Annotated in this window: 15 protein-coding genes; 9 read left to right on the top strand and 6 right to left on the bottom strand. The window is 70.8% G+C overall.

Going from position 1 to position 18,914, the window contains the following annotated elements; translation table 11 throughout:
- Window positions 1-165: 165 nt before the first annotated feature.
- Window positions 166-360 carry a DUF3046 domain-containing protein gene (locus ASH02_RS10480; protein ID WP_056677288.1) on the bottom strand — a complete coding sequence of 65 codons (195 nt, stop codon included), beginning with the start codon at window positions 358-360 and terminating at the stop codon, window positions 166-168.
- Window positions 357-1,502, bottom strand: coding sequence for a class I SAM-dependent methyltransferase (locus ASH02_RS26065; protein ID WP_156409748.1), 1,146 nt, complete (start codon window positions 1,500-1,502; stop codon window positions 357-359). The genes ASH02_RS10480 and ASH02_RS26065 overlap by 4 nt, the downstream gene beginning before the upstream one ends.
- Window positions 1,503-1,543: 41 nt before the next feature.
- Here ASH02_RS26065 and ASH02_RS10465 point away from each other — a divergent pair, with 41 nt between their 5' ends.
- Entirely contained in the window at window positions 1,544-2,053 is a 510-nt protein-coding gene (locus tag ASH02_RS10465; protein ID WP_056677285.1) for a GNAT family N-acetyltransferase, read from the top strand.
- 12 nt (window positions 2,054-2,065) lie between these two features.
- On the opposite strand, the gene ASH02_RS10460 is transcribed toward ASH02_RS10465, so the two are convergent.
- A complete protein-coding gene (locus ASH02_RS10460; RefSeq protein WP_056890951.1) occupies window positions 2,066-2,380 on the bottom strand; it encodes a hypothetical protein in 315 nt (104 codons plus the stop codon).
- On the opposite strand from ASH02_RS10460, the gene ASH02_RS10455 reads away from it, so the two are divergent.
- The 5 genes from ASH02_RS10455 to ASH02_RS10435 all read left to right on the top strand — a co-directional run bounded on the left by ASH02_RS10455 (window position 2,379) and on the right by ASH02_RS10435 (window position 11,127).
- Window positions 2,379-3,056, top strand: a complete 678-nt coding sequence (locus ASH02_RS10455; protein ID WP_327152814.1) for a SigE family RNA polymerase sigma factor — start codon at window positions 2,379-2,381, stop codon at window positions 3,054-3,056. The genes ASH02_RS10460 and ASH02_RS10455 overlap by 2 nt on opposite strands.
- Window positions 3,053-4,099, top strand: a complete 1,047-nt coding sequence (locus tag ASH02_RS10450; protein ID WP_057294710.1) for a hypothetical protein — start codon at window positions 3,053-3,055, stop codon at window positions 4,097-4,099. The genes ASH02_RS10455 and ASH02_RS10450 overlap by 4 nt, the downstream gene beginning before the upstream one ends.
- Before the next feature lie 65 nt (window positions 4,100-4,164).
- On the top strand, window positions 4,165-5,670 hold the full coding sequence (locus ASH02_RS10445; RefSeq protein WP_056890949.1) for an amidohydrolase: 1,506 nt from the start codon (window positions 4,165-4,167) through the stop codon (window positions 5,668-5,670).
- 119 nt (window positions 5,671-5,789) lie between these two features.
- Window positions 5,790-10,355 (top strand): ATP-dependent helicase, encoded by a 4,566-nt coding sequence (locus tag ASH02_RS10440; protein WP_057294709.1) that lies wholly within the window; start codon window positions 5,790-5,792, stop codon window positions 10,353-10,355.
- A complete protein-coding gene (locus ASH02_RS10435) occupies window positions 10,348-11,127 on the top strand; it encodes a DNA-formamidopyrimidine glycosylase family protein (protein WP_056677264.1) in 780 nt (259 codons plus the stop codon). Before ASH02_RS10440 ends, ASH02_RS10435 begins: the two co-directional genes overlap by 8 nt.
- A gap of 4 nt (window positions 11,128-11,131) precedes the next feature.
- On the opposite strand, the gene ASH02_RS10430 is transcribed toward ASH02_RS10435, so the two are convergent.
- Both ASH02_RS10430 and ASH02_RS10425 read right to left on the bottom strand, forming a co-directional pair.
- Complete coding sequence (locus tag ASH02_RS10430) at window positions 11,132-11,440, bottom strand: helix-turn-helix domain-containing protein (protein WP_056677259.1); 309 nt, start codon at window positions 11,438-11,440, stop codon at window positions 11,132-11,134.
- A gap of 64 nt (window positions 11,441-11,504) precedes the next feature.
- Window positions 11,505-11,993 carry a CinA family protein gene (locus ASH02_RS10425; protein WP_057294708.1) on the bottom strand — a complete coding sequence of 163 codons (489 nt, stop codon included), beginning with the start codon at window positions 11,991-11,993 and terminating at the stop codon, window positions 11,505-11,507.
- A gap of 18 nt (window positions 11,994-12,011) precedes the next feature.
- Here ASH02_RS10425 and ASH02_RS10420 point away from each other — a divergent pair, with 18 nt between their 5' ends.
- A complete protein-coding gene (locus ASH02_RS10420; protein WP_057294707.1) occupies window positions 12,012-13,793 on the top strand; it encodes a glycoside hydrolase family 15 protein in 1,782 nt (593 codons plus the stop codon).
- A gap of 493 nt (window positions 13,794-14,286) precedes the next feature.
- Window positions 14,287-15,189, top strand: coding sequence for an alpha/beta fold hydrolase (locus tag ASH02_RS10415; protein ID WP_057294706.1), 903 nt, complete (start codon window positions 14,287-14,289; stop codon window positions 15,187-15,189).
- Here the strand turns inward: ASH02_RS10415 and ASH02_RS10410 are convergent.
- On the bottom strand, window positions 15,179-16,579 hold the full coding sequence (locus tag ASH02_RS10410) for a WS/DGAT/MGAT family O-acyltransferase (protein ID WP_057294705.1): 1,401 nt from the start codon (window positions 16,577-16,579) through the stop codon (window positions 15,179-15,181). The two genes, ASH02_RS10415 and ASH02_RS10410, sit on opposite strands and share 11 nt — an antisense overlap.
- Window positions 16,580-16,665: 86 nt before the next feature.
- On the opposite strand from ASH02_RS10410, the gene ASH02_RS10405 reads away from it, so the two are divergent.
- Window positions 16,666-17,946 carry an alpha/beta hydrolase gene (locus tag ASH02_RS10405; protein WP_082620849.1) on the top strand — a complete coding sequence of 427 codons (1,281 nt, stop codon included), beginning with the start codon at window positions 16,666-16,668 and terminating at the stop codon, window positions 17,944-17,946.
- Window positions 17,947-18,914: the final 968 nt, after the last annotated feature.

Below are 18,914 nucleotides of genomic sequence, written 5' to 3'. Positions count from 1 at the left end.
GTGGTCGATGTGTTGTCCCGGACGTTAGACCGGGCCACCGACAATGGGTGCCGACCACCTGCAGGGCTGTGGAGAACCCCGGCCGACGACGTTCACACTAGCCCGAACAGACGTTCGATCAAGCGCGACACGCAGGCGGGGAATCGAACAGGTGATCGGAGCTTTTCACTTGTCGCGCAACGGCAGGTCGAGCGTGCGCCAGACCGCTTCCCAGACCTGTTTGGGCGACTCCCCCGCCGACAACGCCTCGACCACGGTGCGCGAACCCAGCTCGCCGATCACGTGCTGCTCGGCCCACGAGCGCGCGTAACCGCTGCCCAGCGCCCGCTCCATGCGGCTCCAGAACTCCGTGTGCCTCATCGCCGGTGCCCCCGCACGATGAGCCAGGGCTGGCCGCCACCGTCCTCGTGTCGCACCTCGTCGACCCGCCAGCCGGCGTCCTCCAGCACGGAACGCAGAGGCGCCTCCCGCCAGAACACGAAGTGACGCGGTGCCTCGATGGTGCCGTGCGTCGACCAGGCCTCGCCGTCGCCCTCCTTCAGCGCGACGTGCAGGGTGCCGCCGACGCGGGTGGCCTCCGCGAGTCGGCGTACGACCTGGGGGAAGTCGTCGCGCGCGACGTGCAGCAGGCTGGCGTGGGCCCACACCCCGTCGTACGGCAGACCCGTCACGTGGTCGGCCAGGTCGTCGACGAGCGGGTCGATCCGCTCGGCCTCGTGCCCGGCGTCGCGCAACAGGTCGACGAAACGCGACGAGACGTCGGTGCGGCGCACGCGAACTCCGGCGGCTTCCAGGGCCAGTGCGTCGCGTCCACCGCCGGTGCCGATCTCGAGCACCCGTCCGCCGGCTCCGGTGGCCGAGGCGACAGCATCGGAGAACCAGGCGATCTCGTCGGCCACGTTGTCGGGCATCGCCGCCGAGGCCGACGCGTAGGCAGCCGCATGCGCGTCGTACGCCGCGACCGTGGCCAGCCGCGCGTCGTGCCCGACGTCGTGGAGGTGATGGACGACGTCGTGCAGGTGGTAGCGACCGATCGAGGCGACCGTGAAGAACGAGCCGTTGCTGCGGCGTCCGGTGCGGTCCCACTGCTCCCCCGCGACCGCGTCGTACGTCGCGGCGACCGCATCGGCCGCTGCGACCAGTTCGCGAGAGACCCGCGTCGGGTCCTGGGCGAGGTAGTCGCCGTCCACGGCGGCCTCGTCCTGGTCCCAGTTGGCGAAGAGCGGGTCGTCCTCGCCGAGCATGGAGCGGAGTCGCTCACCGAAGACGAGGTGCACGTCGCGCACGTGGCAGGCGTACTCCAAGGGAGACCAGACCGTCTCGGACGGCCGTCGCGACAGCGCTGAAGCATCGTCGGCGAGCACGACCCGCCAGCCCTCGGCGTTGGTGCGCACGGAGGCACCCAGGGACTCCACGTCGACGCCTGCACTGTCGAAACCGCACTCCGGGCAGGCCTCGTCGAGGACCCAGGTCCAGTCCTTGATGTCGGGTTCGATCGCCACGCGGCCATTCTGTCGCACGGCCCACCTGCGATCATGGGCGGATGGGTGAGTACTCCACACGGTCCGCACGAGAGCGCGATCTGCACGACATCGCGGCGATCTACTCCCACGCGGTCGACACCTCTCACGCGACGTTCGACATGGAACCACCCGACCTGGACTACTGGCGGGCCCGCCTCGACGGCGACCACCCCGGCGACCACCTGCTCGTGGCCGTCGACCGGGACGACAGCGTGGTGGGCTACGCCTACTCGGCGTCCTACCGACCCCGCCCGGCGTACGACACCACCCGCGAGACCTCGATCTACCTCGACGAGTCCGTGCGCGGCAAGGGCGTCGGCCGCATGCTCTACCCCGCCCTGCTCGAGACCATGGCGGTCTCCGGGGTGCACACCGCGGTGGCCCTGGTCGCCCTGCCGAACCCGGCGAGCGAGGCACTGCACGTCGCGTGCGGCTTCGAGAAGACCGGGCAGCTGCGCGAGGTGGGCTGGAAGTTCGAGCAGTGGATCGACGTCGCGTGGTACCAACGGATGTTGGTCAACCTGCCCTGACCAGGCTGCCGCTCAGCGTCGGTCGGACAGCACGTGTGAGGCGCCGGCCGACACGGCGGCGGCACCGATCACGGCCGGCCAGGCGCCGACCTTCTTCGCCAGCGGGTGCGAGGCCCCGAAGCCGCCGAGGTAGATCGCCGAGAGAGCGGCCGTCGTGGCCGGGCCGCCCTTGGCCAACCAGCTGCGCCCGGCGAGAAGCCCCGCGCCACCCAGCACGGCACCACCGAGCGGGCGTACGCCGGTCTCCCGGGCGACGAGGTAGCCGCCCAGCAGGCCCAGTGCGGCCAGGGGTGCGGTGGGGACACGATCAGCGGCGGGAAGCTTCATGCCGCCCACGCTACCGAGGCGCCCCAGACCGGCAGGATGGACCATGGAGTCAGTCACGGATCCGACCCGCGGCAGACCCACGTTTTCCGCGGGTGACCAACCGAATCGCCACGGGCCTCGTCTCAAGGGTGACGACGACAGTTGCAAGGAGATCTGGATGGCCAGGGCGTACGACGAGGAGTTCACGGCCTTCGCCGTGGCGTCACTCGCCGACCTCCGGCGTACGGCGTACCTCATGTGCTCCGACTGGCACAGGGCCGAGGACGCCGCACAGGAGGCCCTGATCCGGGTCTATCGCTCGTGGCACCGTGTCGAGAGGCGGGAAGGCCTGCTCGCCTACGCACGGCGCACCACGATCCGCATCCTCATCGACGACTCCCGGCGCCCCGTGCGCCGGGAGCGGTCGGTCGACATCGACGACCACCACGTCGCGGGCATCCCTGCCCCCGACGGCGGCATCGTCGAACGCGACGCGATGGTGCGGGCCCTGTCCGAGCTCACCCCGAGACGGCGCGCGTGCGTCGTCCTGCGCTACTACCACCAGTTGTCCGTCGCGGAGACGGCTGCCGCACTGGGGTGCTCCGAGGGAACGGTGAAGAGCCAGACCTCCGACGCCTTGCGTGCGCTGCGGCCGCTCCTCGCGACGGATGACGTCGAGACAGGACCCAGGCGATGAACGATCCACTCCACGACAGGCTCCGGCAGGCCGCCGACGACACCGGCCAGCCACTGAAGACCGACCTCGACGACCTGCTCGGCCGCGCCCGTGCCGGCCGCAGCCGGCACCGCACCCGCATCGCCGGCGCAGCACTGGTCACCGCGGCGGCCGTGGTCGGCACCTCCCTCGGTGTGCGGGCCGCCCTTCCCGACGGCGAGCCGGTGCCGACCGCCGGCGACAAGTTGCCCCACTCCGCAGTGCAGGCCGAGGAGAAGCCGCTCGCCCACGACGAGATCATCCGTCGCTGCCTGCCACAACTGGCCAAGTACGACGACTACCCGATGTATCCCGACACCCGGAAGCTCACTGCCAAGGACTGGATGGTGTCCCATGAGCGTGACTACGCCGTCGGAGACATCGTCGCGCTGAACGCCCTGAACTCCGGAAACCCGGTGCTGTGCGCCATCCCGGAGCAGGGCTCCGAGAACAAGCCGGTCACGTTCGCCGACCTGGACCCCGCGGCGGACCAGCCCGCGCGCATCGCCGAGGTGTGCAGTGAGATGTTCCTCCCGCCTTCGTCGTTCGACCCGGAGTCGGGAGAAGTCGCCGAGGCTCCCTCACCCGCCCTCACTCCCGACCTCCGGGGAGCCACCGTGGCTGCCGTCGACGACGCCGGCCTGATCATGTCGGCCCTGCTCGTCAAGGACGGCGAGCACTGGACCTGCACCCTCACCCCGCTCACCTCGGACGCGGCCATCACCGAGGCCGGCGGGGCACTGCCGCGCAGCTACCAGGTCGCCTTCTCCGGGACGACGTCCGGACCCGACAACAAGTCGCTGACCAAGGAGAACGCCAGCTACTACACGGCTGCCGGAGTGATGCCGCGCGACGCCCGCTCGATCGAGGTCACCCTGGCCACCGGCGCCACGTTCTCCGTCCCGGTCAACGACGGCAACTACGCCTTCGTGCTCAAGGACCCCGGCTCGGGCGGGCTGGTCGACGCGGACTACCGCGTCCTCGATGCGCACGGCAACGTGCTCGGGCAGGGCTCCTCCATGTAGTGAGTCGCCCCACACGACGAGTGACCCGATGAGATTTCGGGAGTCGACTCACCTAGTGTCGGCGCATGGAACCGCTGCTGATCCGCAACGTCTTCCCGGTGCCGCTCGGCGTCGGTGAGGCTCCTCCCGCTGACCCGATCGACGTACACGTCGAGGACGGCGTCGTACGACGGGTGGGCGCCGACCTGCCCGATGTCGACGACGCCCGTGTGCACGACGCCGACGGACGCTGGATCGTGCCGGGCCTGTGGGACCACCACGTGCACCTCGGCCAGGTGGCGATGACCAGTGGCCGCCTCGACCTGTCGACCGCGCGGTCGCCCGAGGAGGTCACGTTCTTCGTGCAGGAACGCCTGTCCGTGTGGCCCGACAAGCCCCTTGTCGGGTTCGGGCACCGCTCGGCCACCTGGCCGCGCAAGCCCACGGTCGCCGAGCTCGACGCGGTCTCGGAGACCACGCCCATCGTGCTGATCAGCGGCGACGCGCACCACGCGTGGCTCAACTCGGCGGCCCTGCGCGCACTGGGCCTGCCCGCCCGCCACGACGTGGTCCGTGAGTCGGAGTGGTTCGAGGCCTACGGACGGCTCGAGGAGGTGGTGGGTCAGGAGGCCACTCCCGCCGCCTATCGCACCGTCGAGGCCGAGGCCGCCGCACGCGGAGTCGTCGGCGTCGTCGACTTCGAGTTCAGCGGCGGCGCAGAGGAGTGGGCCCAACGCTGGGCCGAGGGTGCCGACCTGCTGCGCATCCGCATGGCGACGTACGCCTCCGGCCTGGACGCCGTACTCTCGGCCGGCCTGCGCAGCGGCGACCCGCTGCCGGGCACGAGCATGGGCGTGATGGGCCCGCTGAAGATCATCTCCGACGGCTCCCTGAACACTCGTACGGCGTGGTGCTGCATGCCCTACACGAACGGTGAGGACCTGATCCACCCGTTCGGCTACGCCAACCAGAGCGTCGAGGAGATGCACGAGCTGATGCGCCGTGCCCACGCCGGCGGGCTCGAGGTGGCGGTGCACGCGATCGGTGACGCCGCGGTGCACGAGGCGCTGCTCGGCTTCGGTGCCACCGGCGCGCGCGGGTCGATCGAGCACGCCCAGCTGCTCGACCCGGTCGACGTCCCACTCCTCGCGGCGTCGGGGCTGCGGGCCAGCGTGCAACCGGCCCACCTGCTCGATGACCGCGACGTGTCCGAGCACTGCTGGGCCGACCGTCTCGACCGCTGCTTCGCCCTGCGCTGGATGTACGACGCGGGCACCCGGCTGCACCTCGGCTCCGATGCGCCGGTGGCTCCATTGGACCCGTGGCTGGCGATGTCGGCCGCGGTCCACCGCAGCGGAGACGAGCGGGAGCCCTGGAACGCGTCACAGGCGCTGACCGCGCGTGAGGCACTGGCCGCATCGACCGACGGCTGGGGCACGGTCGCGACCGGACACCCCGGCGACCTGGTGCTGCTCGACGCCGACCCGCTGGCGGACGTCGGTGACAGCTCGGCGATCGGCGCCCACCTGCGCTCGATGTCGGTCGCCGCGACGTACGTCGGCGGACGCCTCACCGCTCCCCTGCTCGACTGAGAGCTTCGGCCGCACTTGTGCGGTGCCGTGGTCGGTTCACCCGTGTCACAACACGTGTGGAGCGACCGTAACCCCGCGTTACTCGGGCGGTTGTCGGTGGCATGGGGGAAGATGGCTGAATGGCCCTCGAGGAGTTCAGTGCACCGACGCGTGCCTGGTTCGAGGCCGCCTTCGCCGAGCCGACCCCCGCACAGGTCGGCGCCTGGCAGGCGATCGGTGCCGGGCGCCACTCCCTCGTGGTCGCACCGACCGGCTCGGGCAAGACGCTCTCGGCGTTCCTGTGGTCCATCGACCGACTGGTCACCACTCCACCGCCGGCCGACAAGCTGCGCCGCTGCCGGGTCCTCTACGTCTCGCCGTTGAAGGCCCTCGCGGTCGACGTCGAGCGCAACCTGCGCGCACCCCTGGCCGGCATCCGGCACACCGCCGACCGGCTCGGCGAGACCGCCCGTGACGTGACCATCGGCCTGCGCTCGGGTGACACGAGCCCGGCCGACCGCAGGCGCTTCCAGACCACCCCGCCCGACATCATGATCACGACACCGGAGTCGCTGTTCCTGATGCTCACCTCGCAGGCCCGCGAGTCGTTGCGCGGCGTCGAGACCGTCATCGTCGACGAGGTGCATGCCGTGGCCGGCACCAAGCGCGGCGCCCACCTGGCGCTCTCGCTCGAGCGGCTCGACGCGCTCCTCGACCGGCCCGCCCAACGCATCGGCCTCTCCGCGACGGTGCGACCCCTCGACGAGGTGGCCCGCTTCCTCGGCGGCACCGCACCGGTCGAGATCGTCGCGCCACCGTCGTCGAAGGCGTGGGACCTCCGCGTCGTGGTCCCGGTCGAGGACATGGCCGAGATCGGCCAGCCACTCGACGAGCAGTTCGAGGGTCCGGCTTCCGCCGCACCGCGCAACGCCTCGATCTGGCCGCACGTCGAGGAGCGCGTGGTCGACCTGATCGAGCAACACCGCTCGACGATCGTGTTCGCCAACTCGCGCCGTCTGGCCGAGCGCCTCACCGCCCGCCTCAACGAGATCGCCGCCGAGCGGGCCGGCCAGGTGGTGGCCGGCGACGGCAAGCCGCCAGCCCAGATCATGGCCCAGTCCGGCGCCAGCGAAGGTGCCGCCCCCCTCATCGCGAAGGCCCACCACGGATCGGTCTCCAAGGAACAACGCGGCATCATCGAAGACGACCTCAAGCGCGGCCGGCTCCCCGCCGTCGTGGCCACCAGCAGCCTCGAGCTCGGCATCGACATGGGCGCGGTCGACCTGGTCATCCAGATCGAGTCGCCGCCCAGTGTGGCCAGCGCCCTGCAGCGCGTGGGCCGGGCCGGGCACCAGGTCGGCGAGGTGTCCCGAGGCGTGCTGTTCCCCAAGCACCGTGGAGACCTGGCGCAGACCGCGGTCGCCGTACAACGCATGCGCAGCGGAGCGATCGAGTCCCTGCGCATCCCCGCCAACCCCCTCGACGTGCTCGCCCAGCACGTCGTCTCGGCGACCGCACTCGACGCGTGGGACGTCGACGAGCTCTACGCCCTGGTCTGTCGCAGTGCGTCGTTCAGCAAGCTGCCGCGCAGCGCCTACGACGCCACACTCGACCTGCTCAGCGGGCGCTACCCGAGCGACGAGTTCGCCGAGCTGCGGCCGCGCATCGTGTGGGACAGGGTGACCGGCCAGCTGACCGGCCGTCCCGGCGCCCAACGCCTGGCCGTCACCAGCGGCGGAACCATCCCCGACCGCGGCCTGTTCGGCGTCTTCCTGGTGGGAGAGAAGGCGAACCGGGTCGGCGAGCTCGACGAGGAGATGGTCTACGAGTCACGCGTCGGCGACGTGTTCGCACTCGGCGCGACCAGCTGGCGCATCGAGGACATCACCCACGACCGGGTGCTGGTCACACCGGCGCCCGGGGTGCCGGGGCGGCTGCCGTTCTGGAAGGGCGACACCCTCGGCCGGCCCGCCGAGCTCGGCGAGGCGGTCGGTGCCTTCACCCGTGAGCTGTCGTCCCTCGACGCCGTGAAGGCCGGAGCACACGCCCGCGAGCTGGGGCTCGACGACTGGGCCGCCGACAACCTGGTCACCTATCTCGCCGAGCAGCGCGAGGCCACCAACGTGCTGCCCAGTGATCGCACCATCGTGGTCGAGCGGTTCCGCGACGAGCTCGGCGACTGGCGGCTGGTGGTGCACTCCCCCTACGGCACGCCGGTGCATGCCCCGTGGGCGCTGGCGATCAACACCCGCCTGCGCGAGAGGTACGGCGTGGAGGCGTCCGCTGTGGCCAGCGACGACGGCATCGTGCTGCGCATCCCCGACACCGACGCCGAGCCGCCCGGCGGTGAGGTCGTGGTGTTCGAGGCCGACGAGATCGACGACCTGGTCACGGGCGAGGTCGGTGGGTCGGCACTCTTCGCCAGCCGGTTCCGTGAGTGTGCGGCCCGGGCACTCCTCCTGCCGCGCCGCGACCCGGGTCGGCGCTCGCCGTTGTGGCAGCAACGGCAGCGCTCGGCGCAGCTGCTCGAGGTCGCGTCGAAGTACCCCTCGTTCCCGATCGTCCTCGAGGCCGTGCGCGAGGTGCTCCAGGACGTCTACGACCTGCCCGGCCTCGTCGCGCTCATGGGCCGGGTCGATCGTCGTGAGGTGCGGGTCGTCGACGTCGCGACGCAGCAGCCGTCTCCCTACGCCCGCAGCCTGCTGTTCGGCTACGTCGCCCAGTTCGTCTACGAGGGCGACTCCCCCATCGCCGAACGCCGGGCCGCAGCGCTCAGCCTCGACCAGGGGTTGCTGGCCGAGCTGCTGGGTCGCGCCGAGCTGCGCGAGCTGCTCGACCCCGAGGTGCTGCTCGAGGTCGAGGCCGAGCTGCAACGTCTCGCGCCCGATCGCCGGGCGCGCGATGCCGAGGGAGTGGCCGACCTGCTCCGGCTGCTCGGGCCCCTGTCGACAGCCGAGGTCGCCGAGCGGAGTGTCGAGGGCGCCGATGCCGCCGCGTGGCTGACCGGCCTCGCCGACGTACGCCGTGTGGCCGTGGTGCGCATGGGCGGCGACGAGCGCTGGTGTGCCGTCGAAGACATCGCCCGCCTGCGTGACGGACTCGGTGTGCCGGTCCCGCAGGGCACGCCCGACGCCTTCACCGAACCGGTCGACGACCCGCTGGGTGACCTGGTCGGCCGCTTCGCCCGCAGCCACGGTCCCTTCACGACCGCCGAGGTCGCCACGCGACTCGGTCTCGGTGTCGCCGTGGCCCGGCAGACGCTGCTCCGCCTGGCTGCGTCGGGCCGGGTGCTAGAGGGCGAGTTCCGGCCCGCCGGCAGCGGCGACGAGTGGTGCGACGCCGAGGTCCTGCGCCGTCTCCGACGTCGCTCGCTTGCTCGCCTGCGGAAGGAGGTCGAGCCGGTCGACCCCGAGGCGCTGGGCCGCTTCCTGCCGCCGTGGCAGCACGTCACCGGCCGCGCCCGCGGTGCACTGCGCGGCGTCGACGGGGTGCTCGCCGCGGTCGACCAGCTGGCCGGTTGCCCGGTGCCCGCCTCGGCGCTCGAACCCCTCGTCCTGGCGGCTCGGGTCAGCGACTACGAGCCGGCGATGCTCGACGAGCTCACCGCGGCTGGTGAGGTGGTGTGGTCCGGCCATGGGGCACTCCCCGGCAGCGACGGCTGGGTCGCGGTGCACCTCGCCGACCAGGCTCCCCTGACCTTGCCCGAGCCCGCCGCGGCCGACCTCGGCGACCTCCATCGCGCGGTGCTCGAGGCGTTGGCACCCGGCGGCGCCTACTTCTTCCGGCAGCTCGGCCAGGCCGTCGACTCGACGAACGACGCCGAGCTCAACGCCGCGCTCTGGGACCTCGTGTGGGCAGGCCACCTGACCAACGACACCCTCGCGCCACTACGTGCGCTCACCCGGTCGGGCACCTCCGCCCACCGCAGTCGCCGTACGCCGCCCCGCGCCCGGGTCGCCCCCGCGCGAGGCCGCGCAGCCATGCCCTCGCGCACCGGCCCGCCCGAGACAGCCGGCCGCTGGGCACTGCTGCCGGCCATCGACACCGACCCCACCCGTCGTGCCCACGCGACCGCGGAGGCCCTGCTCGAACGACACGGCGTGGTCACCCGGGGCGCGGTGATGAGCGAGCGCGTGCCCGGCGGCTTCGCCGGGGTCTACAAGGTGCTCTCCGCGTTCGAGGAGTCGGGGCGCTGCCGACGCGGCTACTTCGTGGCCGGCCTCGGCGCTGCACAGTTCGGGGCCGCCGGCGCCGTCGACCGGCTCCGTACCCACGTCGAGCTGCCCACCGGACAGAAGCCGACCGCGGTGGCCCTGGCGGCCACCGACCCGGCCAACCCGTTCGGCGCAGCCCTGCCCTGGCCGGTGGTCTCCACCGACGGCGAGCGCTCGGAGAAGGGGGCTGCTGGCCACCGACCCGGCCGCAAGGCGGGCGCCATGGTCGTGCTCGTCGACGGCGCACTGACCCTCTACGTCGAGCGCGGTGGACGCACCCTGCTCACCTTCAGCGACTCGCCCGACCTGCTCGGCCCGGCGTGTGCCGCACTGGGAGACGCCGTACGCCGGGGCACACTGGGTCGGCTGACGGTCGAGAAGGCCGACGGTGCACCCCTCCTCGGGCGGGGCGACGCCGGATCACCGTTGCGTGCCGCCCTGGCCGAAGCGGGTTTCGTGACCACACCGAGAGGGTTGAGAATCCGTGCCTGAGGGCGACACCGTCTGGCGAACCGCCCAGGCACTCGACAAGGCACTCACCGGTGCCCGCATCACCCTGAGCGACTTCCGGGTCCCCCAACTGGCAGAGGTCGACCTCACCGGGAAGCTGGTCAACGGAACGATCTCCCGCGGCAAGCACCTGCTCACCCGCATCGGCGACGACCACACCCTGCACTCGCACCTGCGCATGGAGGGTGCCTGGCACCTCTACCGGGCCGAGACCCGCTGGCAACGGCCGGTCGACCAGGCCCGGGTGGTGCTGCGCACACCGCGCTGGATCGCGGTCGGCTTCTCGCTCGGCATCCTCGAGCTGCTCACCCGCGACCGCGAGGTCGACGCCGTCGGACACCTCGGCCCCGACCTGCTCGGCGACGACTGGAACCCCGACGAGGCCGTACGCCGGCTCCGCAGGGACAGGGACCGTCCGATCGGCGAGGCGCTGCTCGACCAACGCAACCTGGCCGGCATCGGCAACCTCTACGAGAACGAGCTGTGCTTCCTCTCCGGTGTGCTGCCCGGCACCCCGGTTCGTCAGGTCGACAACCTGGAACGCCTGGTCGGGCGCGCCAAAGCAATGCTCGAGGCCAACAAGGGACGTCGCACTCAGACCACCACCGGCAACACGCGGCACGGGCACCAGCACTGGGTCTACGGCCGCGCCGAGCAACCGTGCCAGCGCTGCGGCACGACCGTGCAGACCGGCATGTTGGGGCCGGCCGGGCAAGAGCGCCCGAGCTTCTGGTGCCCGTCCTGCCAGAGGTGAGGGGTCAGGCCGCGGAGGCGACCACGTCGCCAGTGCGGCGCACGACCGGAATCGGGGTGGTGGCGATCTCGAGGGCGCGCTCCTCACGGGCCACGGCGTCACTCACGTCGCTGAGCACATCGGAGAGCGGCACGTCGAGGGCGTTGCACAACGAGGCGAGCAGCTCCGAGGACGCTTCCTTCTGGCCACGTTCGATCTCGGAGATGTAGCCGAGGCTCACCCGGGCCTCCGCGGAGACCTCGCGCAGGGTCAGTCCACGTCGCATGCGCTGCGAACGCAGCACCTCGCCGAGCAGCCGACGAAACAGCACCATGGGTCTGTCCTCTCTCCGTTGATGGGCACAACGCTACCCGTTCACCTTTTCTTCCGCGCCCCGACTACGCCGAGGGCTGAAATTCGGCCACCAGCTCGAGGGCCCTCAGACAGGTCACGCGGCGCACCGTCTCACGGCCGCCGGTCAGCTCCAGTCGTTCGGCGAGGTCGCCGTCGGGGCCGCTGACCGCCACCCAGACCGTGCCCGCGGGGATCCCGTCCTGGGCGTCCGGACCGGCCACACCGGTGGTCGCGACACCCCAGTCGGCACCGAGCACCCGACGTACGCCGTGTGCCATCGCCAGCGCGCAGGCCCGTGAGACCACGCCCTCGTCGTCGATGACCTGCTGCGGCACACCGAGCACGTCCGCCTTGACCCGGGTCGCGTAGGACACGACGCCGCCGACGTACACGCTCGACGAGCCGGGGATCGCGGTGAGCGTGCCGCCGATGAGCCCGCCAGTCAGCGACTCGGCGGTGGCCAGGGTCTCGCCGCGCGCGTCGAGGAGGGCCAGCGCCACACGGGCCGCCGCGACCGGATCCGCTGCTGTCATGCCGCTACCTTGACATGCATGGCTTCGCAACCGATTGAGGACTACGCCCTGCTCGGCGATCGGCACACGGCGGCCCTGGTCGGCCGCAACGGCTCGATCGACTGGTTGTGCCTGCCCCGCTTCGACTCCTCGGCCTGCTTCGCGGCGCTGCTCGGCACTGAGGAGCACGGTCACTGGCAGTTCGAACCGGTCGATCCCTACGAGACGACCCGGGAGTACGTCGGCCACTCGGCCGCCCTGGAGACCACGTTCACCACCGAGTCGGGCGTGGTCACGATGCTGGACGTGATGCCGATCGGTGACCGCCGCGCGGACGTCGTACGCCGCATCACCGGCGTGCGTGGCAGCGTGCGGATGCGCCACGAGTGGGTGGTGCGCACCGACTACGGGAAGGTGCGACCGTGGGTGCACCGGACGCACCTCGGGGGCGACCCCGTGATCGTCGCCATCGCCGGCCCCGACAAGCTGGTGCTGCGCGGGCCGCGGCTCCCGCGTGCGGTCGACCATCGACACGCCGACGAGTTCGACGTCGACGAGGGTGACGAGCTGACCTGGTCGACGACGTGGGTCCCGTCCTGGACCGACCTGCCGACCTCGATCATCGAGCCTGCCCGCATCCAGGAGACCATCGAGGAGAGCGCGTCGTGGGCCGCGCGCTGTCGCGCGGACATACCCCACCGCGAGCTGGTGTTGCGTTCACTCGTCACCCTCCGCCTGCTCACCCACGAGCACACCGGCGGCATCGTCGCGGCCCCGACCACGTCACTGCCCGAGGACTTCGGCGGCGAGCGCAACTGGGACTACCGGTTCTGCTGGTTGCGCGACGCCTCGCTGACCCTGGAGGCGCTGGTGACCGCCGGCTACACCGACGAGGCGAACCTGTGGCGCGACTGGTTGCTCCGCGCCGTGGCCGGTGACCCAGAGGACCTCCAGATCATGTACACCGTCGACGGGGCCCGACAGCTGCCCGAGCGCGAGCTCGACCACCTTCCCGGGTACGCCGACTCGCGTCCGGTCCGCATCGGCAACGGCGCCGTCGACCAGCGCCAGACCGACGTGCTCGGCGAGGTCATGGTCGCGCTCGACCTGGCCCGCCAGGCCGGGCTTCCGTTCAACCAGGACTCGTGGGCGCTCCAACGGGCACTGGTCGACGCCCTCGCTACCGACTGGCAGGAGCCGGACAACGGACTGTGGGAGATCCGTGGGCCGCTGCGCCACTTCACGCATTCGCGGGTGATGGTGTGGGCGGCGTTCGACCGCGGCATCCGTGCCGTCGAGCAGTACGACGTGCCGGCCCCGGTCGACGAATGGCGCCGGATCCGTGACGCCGTGCGCGAGGAGGTGATGACCCGCGGGTTCAGCACCGAGCGCAACAGCTTCACCCAGCACTTCGACACCACCGAGGTCGACGCGTCGCTCCTGGTGCTGCCGTTGGTCGGGTTCATCGAGGGCGACGACCCCCGGATGCTGGGCACCATCGAGGCGATCGAGCAGGACCTCATGCGCGACGGCCTGCTGCTGCGCTACCGCACACAGTCGGGCGTCGACGGTCTCTCCGGCGACGAGCACCCGTTCCTGGCGTGCTCGTTCTGGCTCGTCTCGGCGTACACCGCGGCGGGACGGCTCGACGATGCCCACGCGCTCTTCGACAAGCTGGCCGGCCTGGCCAACGACGTGGGCCTCCTGTCGGAGGAGTACGACGCGGGCAACCACCGGATGGCCGGCAACTTCCCGCAGGCGTTCAGCCATCTCACCCTGGTGCAGGCCGCCTTCCGCCTCGCCCGATCCACCGGCGGCTGAAACGGGCGGCCTGCTCTTCGGTGGTTGACGACGTCTGCTGCGGCTGTCAGAAACCCCGATTCCGTGCCCGGGCGCTCCTTCAGCGGTAGCCCCGCGTCGTGGTGAGCCCCGCGCGGCGCCGTCTCGAAACCACACTGGCGCCGGTGAATGCTTCGTTGGTGGCTACTGGTCCCCGAGACGAGGATCGGGAGCCGTCAGCCACCACGGAAGGGTTCAGGAACCGGGTGAGGACCACAACCGGTGAGCGAGGCGTTTGCGTCGTTCGGCCCGCCAGTCGGTGGCCTTGGCTTCGGTGGTCAAGGGCCCGGAGAAACTATCTCGAAGTACTTTCTGGGGTGGTTTCGAGACGCTCGCTGGCGCTCGCTCCTCAACCACCGAAAAGGGCAGTGCCCGCTGGCGCTCGTCTCTCAGCCGGCGGAAGAGCGGGCGTGGCCTCCCCGCACCCTCCGGCGCAAAACTGTAACCTGTTCCAGTCCAGGACGGGAGAGCTCACATGTTCACCACCGCTGGCCGGTTGCTGCGCAATCTGGTCCACCTGCCATGGGCCCCGATTCCCGAGGGCCGCATGGTCGAGCTGCCCGGTCGCGGCTCCACGTACGTCACCGACACCCCGGGGCCGCACCCACACTCGCCCACGATCGTCCTGCTGCATGCCGTCGGGACGACCGGCCTGCTCACCTGGTATCCCTCCATCCCGGCGCTGGCGGAGAGGTTCCGCGTGGTCACCCTCGACCTGCGCTGGCACGGCCGCGGCATCCAGTCCGAGGAGTTCTCGCTGCGCGACTGTGCGGACGACGTCGCCGCAGTGCTCGACGTGCTCGGCATGGAGCGGGCCGTGTTCGCCGGTTTCTCGATGGGCTCGATCGTGGCCCAGCGGATGTGGCGACAACACCCCGATCGGGTCGACGGGCTGGTGCTCTGCGCGAGCACCGATCGCTTCCGGTCGACAGTGGCAGAGCGCGCATTCCACGAGTCGATGGGTCTGACCATGTCCGGGCTGCGCGGCGTCTCCCGCTCGAGGATCGGCTCAGCTGCGGCGCGCGCCGCGGGTCGTGCCCTCGATCTCGGCCGGACCGACATCCATGACTGGGCACTTGCCGAGTTCACCTCCACCAGCCCTTGGGCGGTCGGCCAGGCCGTGGCCGCTCTGGGCCGGCACCACTCGCGTCCGTGGCTGGGCCGCATCGACGTGCCGACCGCGGTGGTGGTGACGCGGCACGACAAGGTGATCCCTGCCGATCGGCAGGTCGACCTGGCCCGGCGCATCAAGGGCGCCACGATCCACGAGATCGAGGCCGGTCACGCGGCCTGCGTGCTCGAGGCCGAGTCGTTCGTGCCCGGCCTGCTGGAAGCGTGTACGACGACCGCCGCACGCGCCCGCGACTTCACCCACTGATCGACCCGTCGAGGGCGGCTTGCAACCTCTCGAGCTCGGCAGGAAACAGCGAGACCAGCGCGTCGACGTCCTTCATCGACTCCGAGCAGGCGATCACGCCGACGTGGAGGCGGCCGTTGTTCGACATGACCGTGATGTTGACGCCGGCTCCGTGGAAGACCGGGCCCAGCGGATAGAGCGCGTCGATGCGGGCACCCATGAAGTAGAGCGGGATCGGCGGCCCGGGCACGTTCGAGATCACCAGGTTGTGCACGACGGGATGCTTCTCCGCCAGGCGCAGTCCGGCGTACGCCCGCACGGCCAGGCCGAAGGTACGCGGGGCGGCGAACTCGGCCCAGTCCTGGAGCGCGTCGGCGCTGATCGCCTGGTGGTGGTCCTTGGCGTGACGGTTGCTGGTGGCCATCATCTCGAGGCGTTCGAGAGGATCCTCCAGGTCGGTGCCGAGACGCGCGAAGAGCGCGGAGACCTTGTTGGCCCCGGTGGCCCGCCGACTCCTGCCCCGCACCGAGACCGGGACGCTGGCCAGCAGCGACGAGTCCGGCAGCTCACCGCGCCCCTCGAGGTAGCCGCGCAGCGCCCCGCCGGCCAGGGTCAGCACGACGTCGTTCACGGTCGTGCCGGTGGCCTCCTTGACCGCCTTGACCTCGGCCAGGTCGAGGTCGGCGAACCCGATGGTTCGGTGGCCGGTGATGGTGCCGTTGAACGAGGTGCGCGGTGCCGTGAAGGGCGCGGCCATCGCGGTGCCCTCACGAGCACGGGCGACCGTCCGGGAGACCAGCTGCGCGGAGGGTTGGAGGAGCCGGGTGATCGCGAACGGCTTGGTCGCGTTGTTGAGCACGCCGCGCCCGAAGAGCTCCAGCCCACCCGGGCTGCGCGGCGGCGGGACGGGTCGCTCCTGCGCCGGCGGCGGCTGGTCGGGCTCGAGGCTGCACAGGTGCGAGATCAGGTTGGAGCCCGAGGCGCCGTCGACGGTGGCGTGGTGCATCTTGGAGAACACCACGACCCGGTCGCCGTACCCCTCGATGACCCACATCTCCCACAGCGGGCGGCTGCGGTTCATGGTCTGGCCGGCGAGGTGCCCGCACAGCTCGACGAGCTCGTCGTACCCACCGGGCGCCGGGAGGGTGAGCCGGTGCAGGTGGTGGTCGATGTCGAAGTGGTCGTCGGCCACCCAGACCGGGTGGTCGAGGTCGAGGGGCACGCGTCGCAGCCGCCGGGTGAACTCGGGTACGTCGATCACCCGGTCGCGCAACGTGTCGCGCAGACCGGCGTAGGAGCAGCCGCCGGGGATCGTCGCGGGGTCGAGCACGATCAGCCCGCAGACGTGCATCAACTGCTCGGGAGTCTCCAGGTAGAGGAAGCTCGCATCCAGCCCACTGAGTCGATCCATGGGCGGCATCCTACCGGGCAAATGAGAACGTGTTCTAATTCTGGACGGGTCGTTCCCCCCAACCGCGGGCGGGCTAGCATCCGGGCGTGGCCTACCTACGTCGTCAGATCCTCACCGCAGCCCTGACCGCCAACGCGATCCGGCCGATTCCGGGACTGCGCGCGGGCATCCCGTCGTTCTTCGCCGGCTGGATGACCAACGAGCTGGCGCCACACCTGCTGGCCCTGACCGCCGCGGACACCGTCACCCACCTGGGCCCGAAGCGGCGCAGCAAGGCCGGGCTGGCACTCGCAGCGGCCAGCGCGGTGGGACTCGGTCACCTCATCCGTACGGCGGGCAAGGTCAAGGACGGCGTCGAAGAGGCGCTGACCGAGGGCATCGGCGTCGACTACGTGGAGCGTCTCGACGCAGCACCCTCGCCGGCCGAGCTCGCGACCAACTGGCGATCGTTGGTCAACCCGTTCAAGATCGTCACCCCCGACATCGAGGTGCTGCGCAACATCGCCTACACCGACGCGGGTCGTCGCGGACAGCTCGACATCTACCGCGCCAAGGACCAGGACCTGACCGACGCTCCGGTGCTGCTGCAGGTGCACGGCGGCGGCTGGACGATCGGCGACAAGCGCGAACAGGGTCTCCCCCTGATGACCCACCTGGCCGCCAAGGGCTGGATCTGCGTGGCCATCAACTACCGCCTCGCACCACGCAACCCCTTCCCCGCGCACATCATCGACGTCAAGAAGGCGATCGCGTGGATCCGCGAGAACATCGCGGCGTACGGCGGCGACCCCGACTACCTCGCCATCACCGGCGGCTCGGCCGGCGGACACCTCGCCGCCCTGGCCGCCCTCACCCCCGACGTCAAGGAGTTCCAGCCGGGCTTCGAGGACGCCGACACCAGCGTCTCGGTGGCGATCCCCCACTACGGCGTCTACGACTTCGCCGGCGCCACCGGCCTGAAGTCGATGATCCTGATGCGTGACCGGTTCCTCGCGCCGCGCATCCTGCAGAAGCGTTGGAAGGACGATCCGGAGGCCTTCGAGGCCGCCTCGCCGATCCTGCAGATCCGCCCGGACGCCCCCGACTTCTTCGTGCTGCACGGCACCAACGACACTCTCGTCCCGGTCGAGCAGGCCCGGCTCTTCGTGGCCAGGTTGCGCGAGGTCGCCGACAACTCCGTGGTGTACGCCGAGCTGCCGTTCGCCCAGCACGCCTACGACATCTTCAAGTCCGTGCGCGCCGGGCACGTGGTCAAGGCGATCGACCGCTACCTGCACTGGCACTGGAACGGCTACCGCCAGGGCCTCGACGTGTCCGAGGTCGACGCCGACGTGATCATCGACAACGCCGAGGCCGAGGCGAACTAGTCGATTCGCCTGTGCCGCACGTGGTTCTCTCCTAGCCTGTCCGCGGGCAACGGGCCCANAGAGGAACACGTGCACAAGATCATCGGGGCGGCCCTCGCCCTTGCCACCACCGTCTGTCTCACCGCCAGCACTGCGGCTGCGGCTCACGCGGAGAAGGTCGTGCACCGGGACGCCCGCGGCGACGTCATCCGACAGGACTACTCCTTTGAGACCGAAACGGAGACAGAGACGCCAGTCCCGACCGTGAAGTCGAGTGACATCACCAGCACCGTGGTCGACCATCGACGCGACAACGTCTTCGTCACGGTCAGGCATGCCGAGCTCGACAGCCATCTCGACCTCCTTCACGGCTACCTCTTCTCACTGGTCACGAACGAGAGGCTCGGACGCACCGTCGTGCTGCACGTCAGTCCCTCGACCAGCCGCCAGGGCGAGGTCAAGTTGGTCACCCAAGCCGGCAGGCGTGTGACGTGCATCGGCCTGCGCGGCCGGATCGACTACCGCGCCAACACCGTCCGAATCCGGGTGCCGCGATCCTGCCTGAGCAACCCCCGTTGGGTGCGCGCGGGAATCTACACCTTCCACACCGGCCGGGACTGGAGCCGCGCCTTCGTCGACGACGCCAACCTCAACGGACGGATCCGCAATGCCGGACCGGTCCACGGCCCTCGCGTTCGTCGCGGCTGAGGCGATCTGGTCCGTTCCGCCTCCAGCGGCGTCGTTTCTCTCCTAGCCTGTGCGCGGGCAACAAGGCCCGNAGAGGAACACGTGCACAAGATCATCGGGGCGGCCCTCGCCCTTGCCACCACCGTCTGTCTCACTGCCGGCACCATGTCGAGCGCTCACGCCGAGAAGGTGGTCCACCGCGATGCCCGCGGCGACGTCATCCGGGTCGACTACTCCGACGAGAGCGGCAAGGACACACAGACGCCGACCCCGAACACGACGGCGGGCGACATCACCGCGAC

The sequence above is a fragment of the Nocardioides sp. Soil796 genome, from assembly GCF_001429525.1.
Taxonomy (GTDB): domain Bacteria; phylum Actinomycetota; class Actinomycetes; order Propionibacteriales; family Nocardioidaceae; genus Nocardioides.
The sequence above is the reverse complement of the archived record's forward strand: the minus strand, read 5'-3'. Positions and strand labels throughout refer to the sequence as shown.

Coding starts and splice junctions, on each gene's coding strand:
- ASH02_RS10480 (WP_056677288.1), bottom strand. CDS start 360: ATGAGGCACACGGAGTTCTGGAGCCGCATGGAGCGGGCGCTGGGCAGC.
- ASH02_RS10465 (WP_056677285.1), top strand. CDS start 1,544: ATGGGTGAGTACTCCACACGGTCCGCACGAGAGCGCGATCTGCACGAC.
- ASH02_RS10455 (WP_327152814.1), top strand. CDS start 2,379: ATGCCGCCCACGCTACCGAGGCGCCCCAGACCGGCAGGATGGACCATG.
- ASH02_RS10460 (WP_056890951.1), bottom strand. CDS start 2,380: ATGAAGCTTCCCGCCGCTGATCGTGTCCCCACCGCACCCCTGGCCGCA.
- ASH02_RS10450 (WP_057294710.1), top strand. CDS start 3,053: ATGAACGATCCACTCCACGACAGGCTCCGGCAGGCCGCCGACGACACC.
- ASH02_RS10445 (WP_056890949.1), top strand. CDS start 4,165: ATGGAACCGCTGCTGATCCGCAACGTCTTCCCGGTGCCGCTCGGCGTC.
- ASH02_RS10440 (WP_057294709.1), top strand. CDS start 5,790: ATGGCCCTCGAGGAGTTCAGTGCACCGACGCGTGCCTGGTTCGAGGCC.
- ASH02_RS10430 (WP_056677259.1), bottom strand. CDS start 11,440: ATGGTGCTGTTTCGTCGGCTGCTCGGCGAGGTGCTGCGTTCGCAGCGC.
- ASH02_RS10425 (WP_057294708.1), bottom strand. CDS start 11,993: ATGACAGCAGCGGATCCGGTCGCGGCGGCCCGTGTGGCGCTGGCCCTC.
- ASH02_RS10420 (WP_057294707.1), top strand. CDS start 12,012: ATGGCTTCGCAACCGATTGAGGACTACGCCCTGCTCGGCGATCGGCAC.
- ASH02_RS10415 (WP_057294706.1), top strand. CDS start 14,287: ATGTTCACCACCGCTGGCCGGTTGCTGCGCAATCTGGTCCACCTGCCA.
- ASH02_RS10410 (WP_057294705.1), bottom strand. CDS start 16,579: ATGGATCGACTCAGTGGGCTGGATGCGAGCTTCCTCTACCTGGAGACT.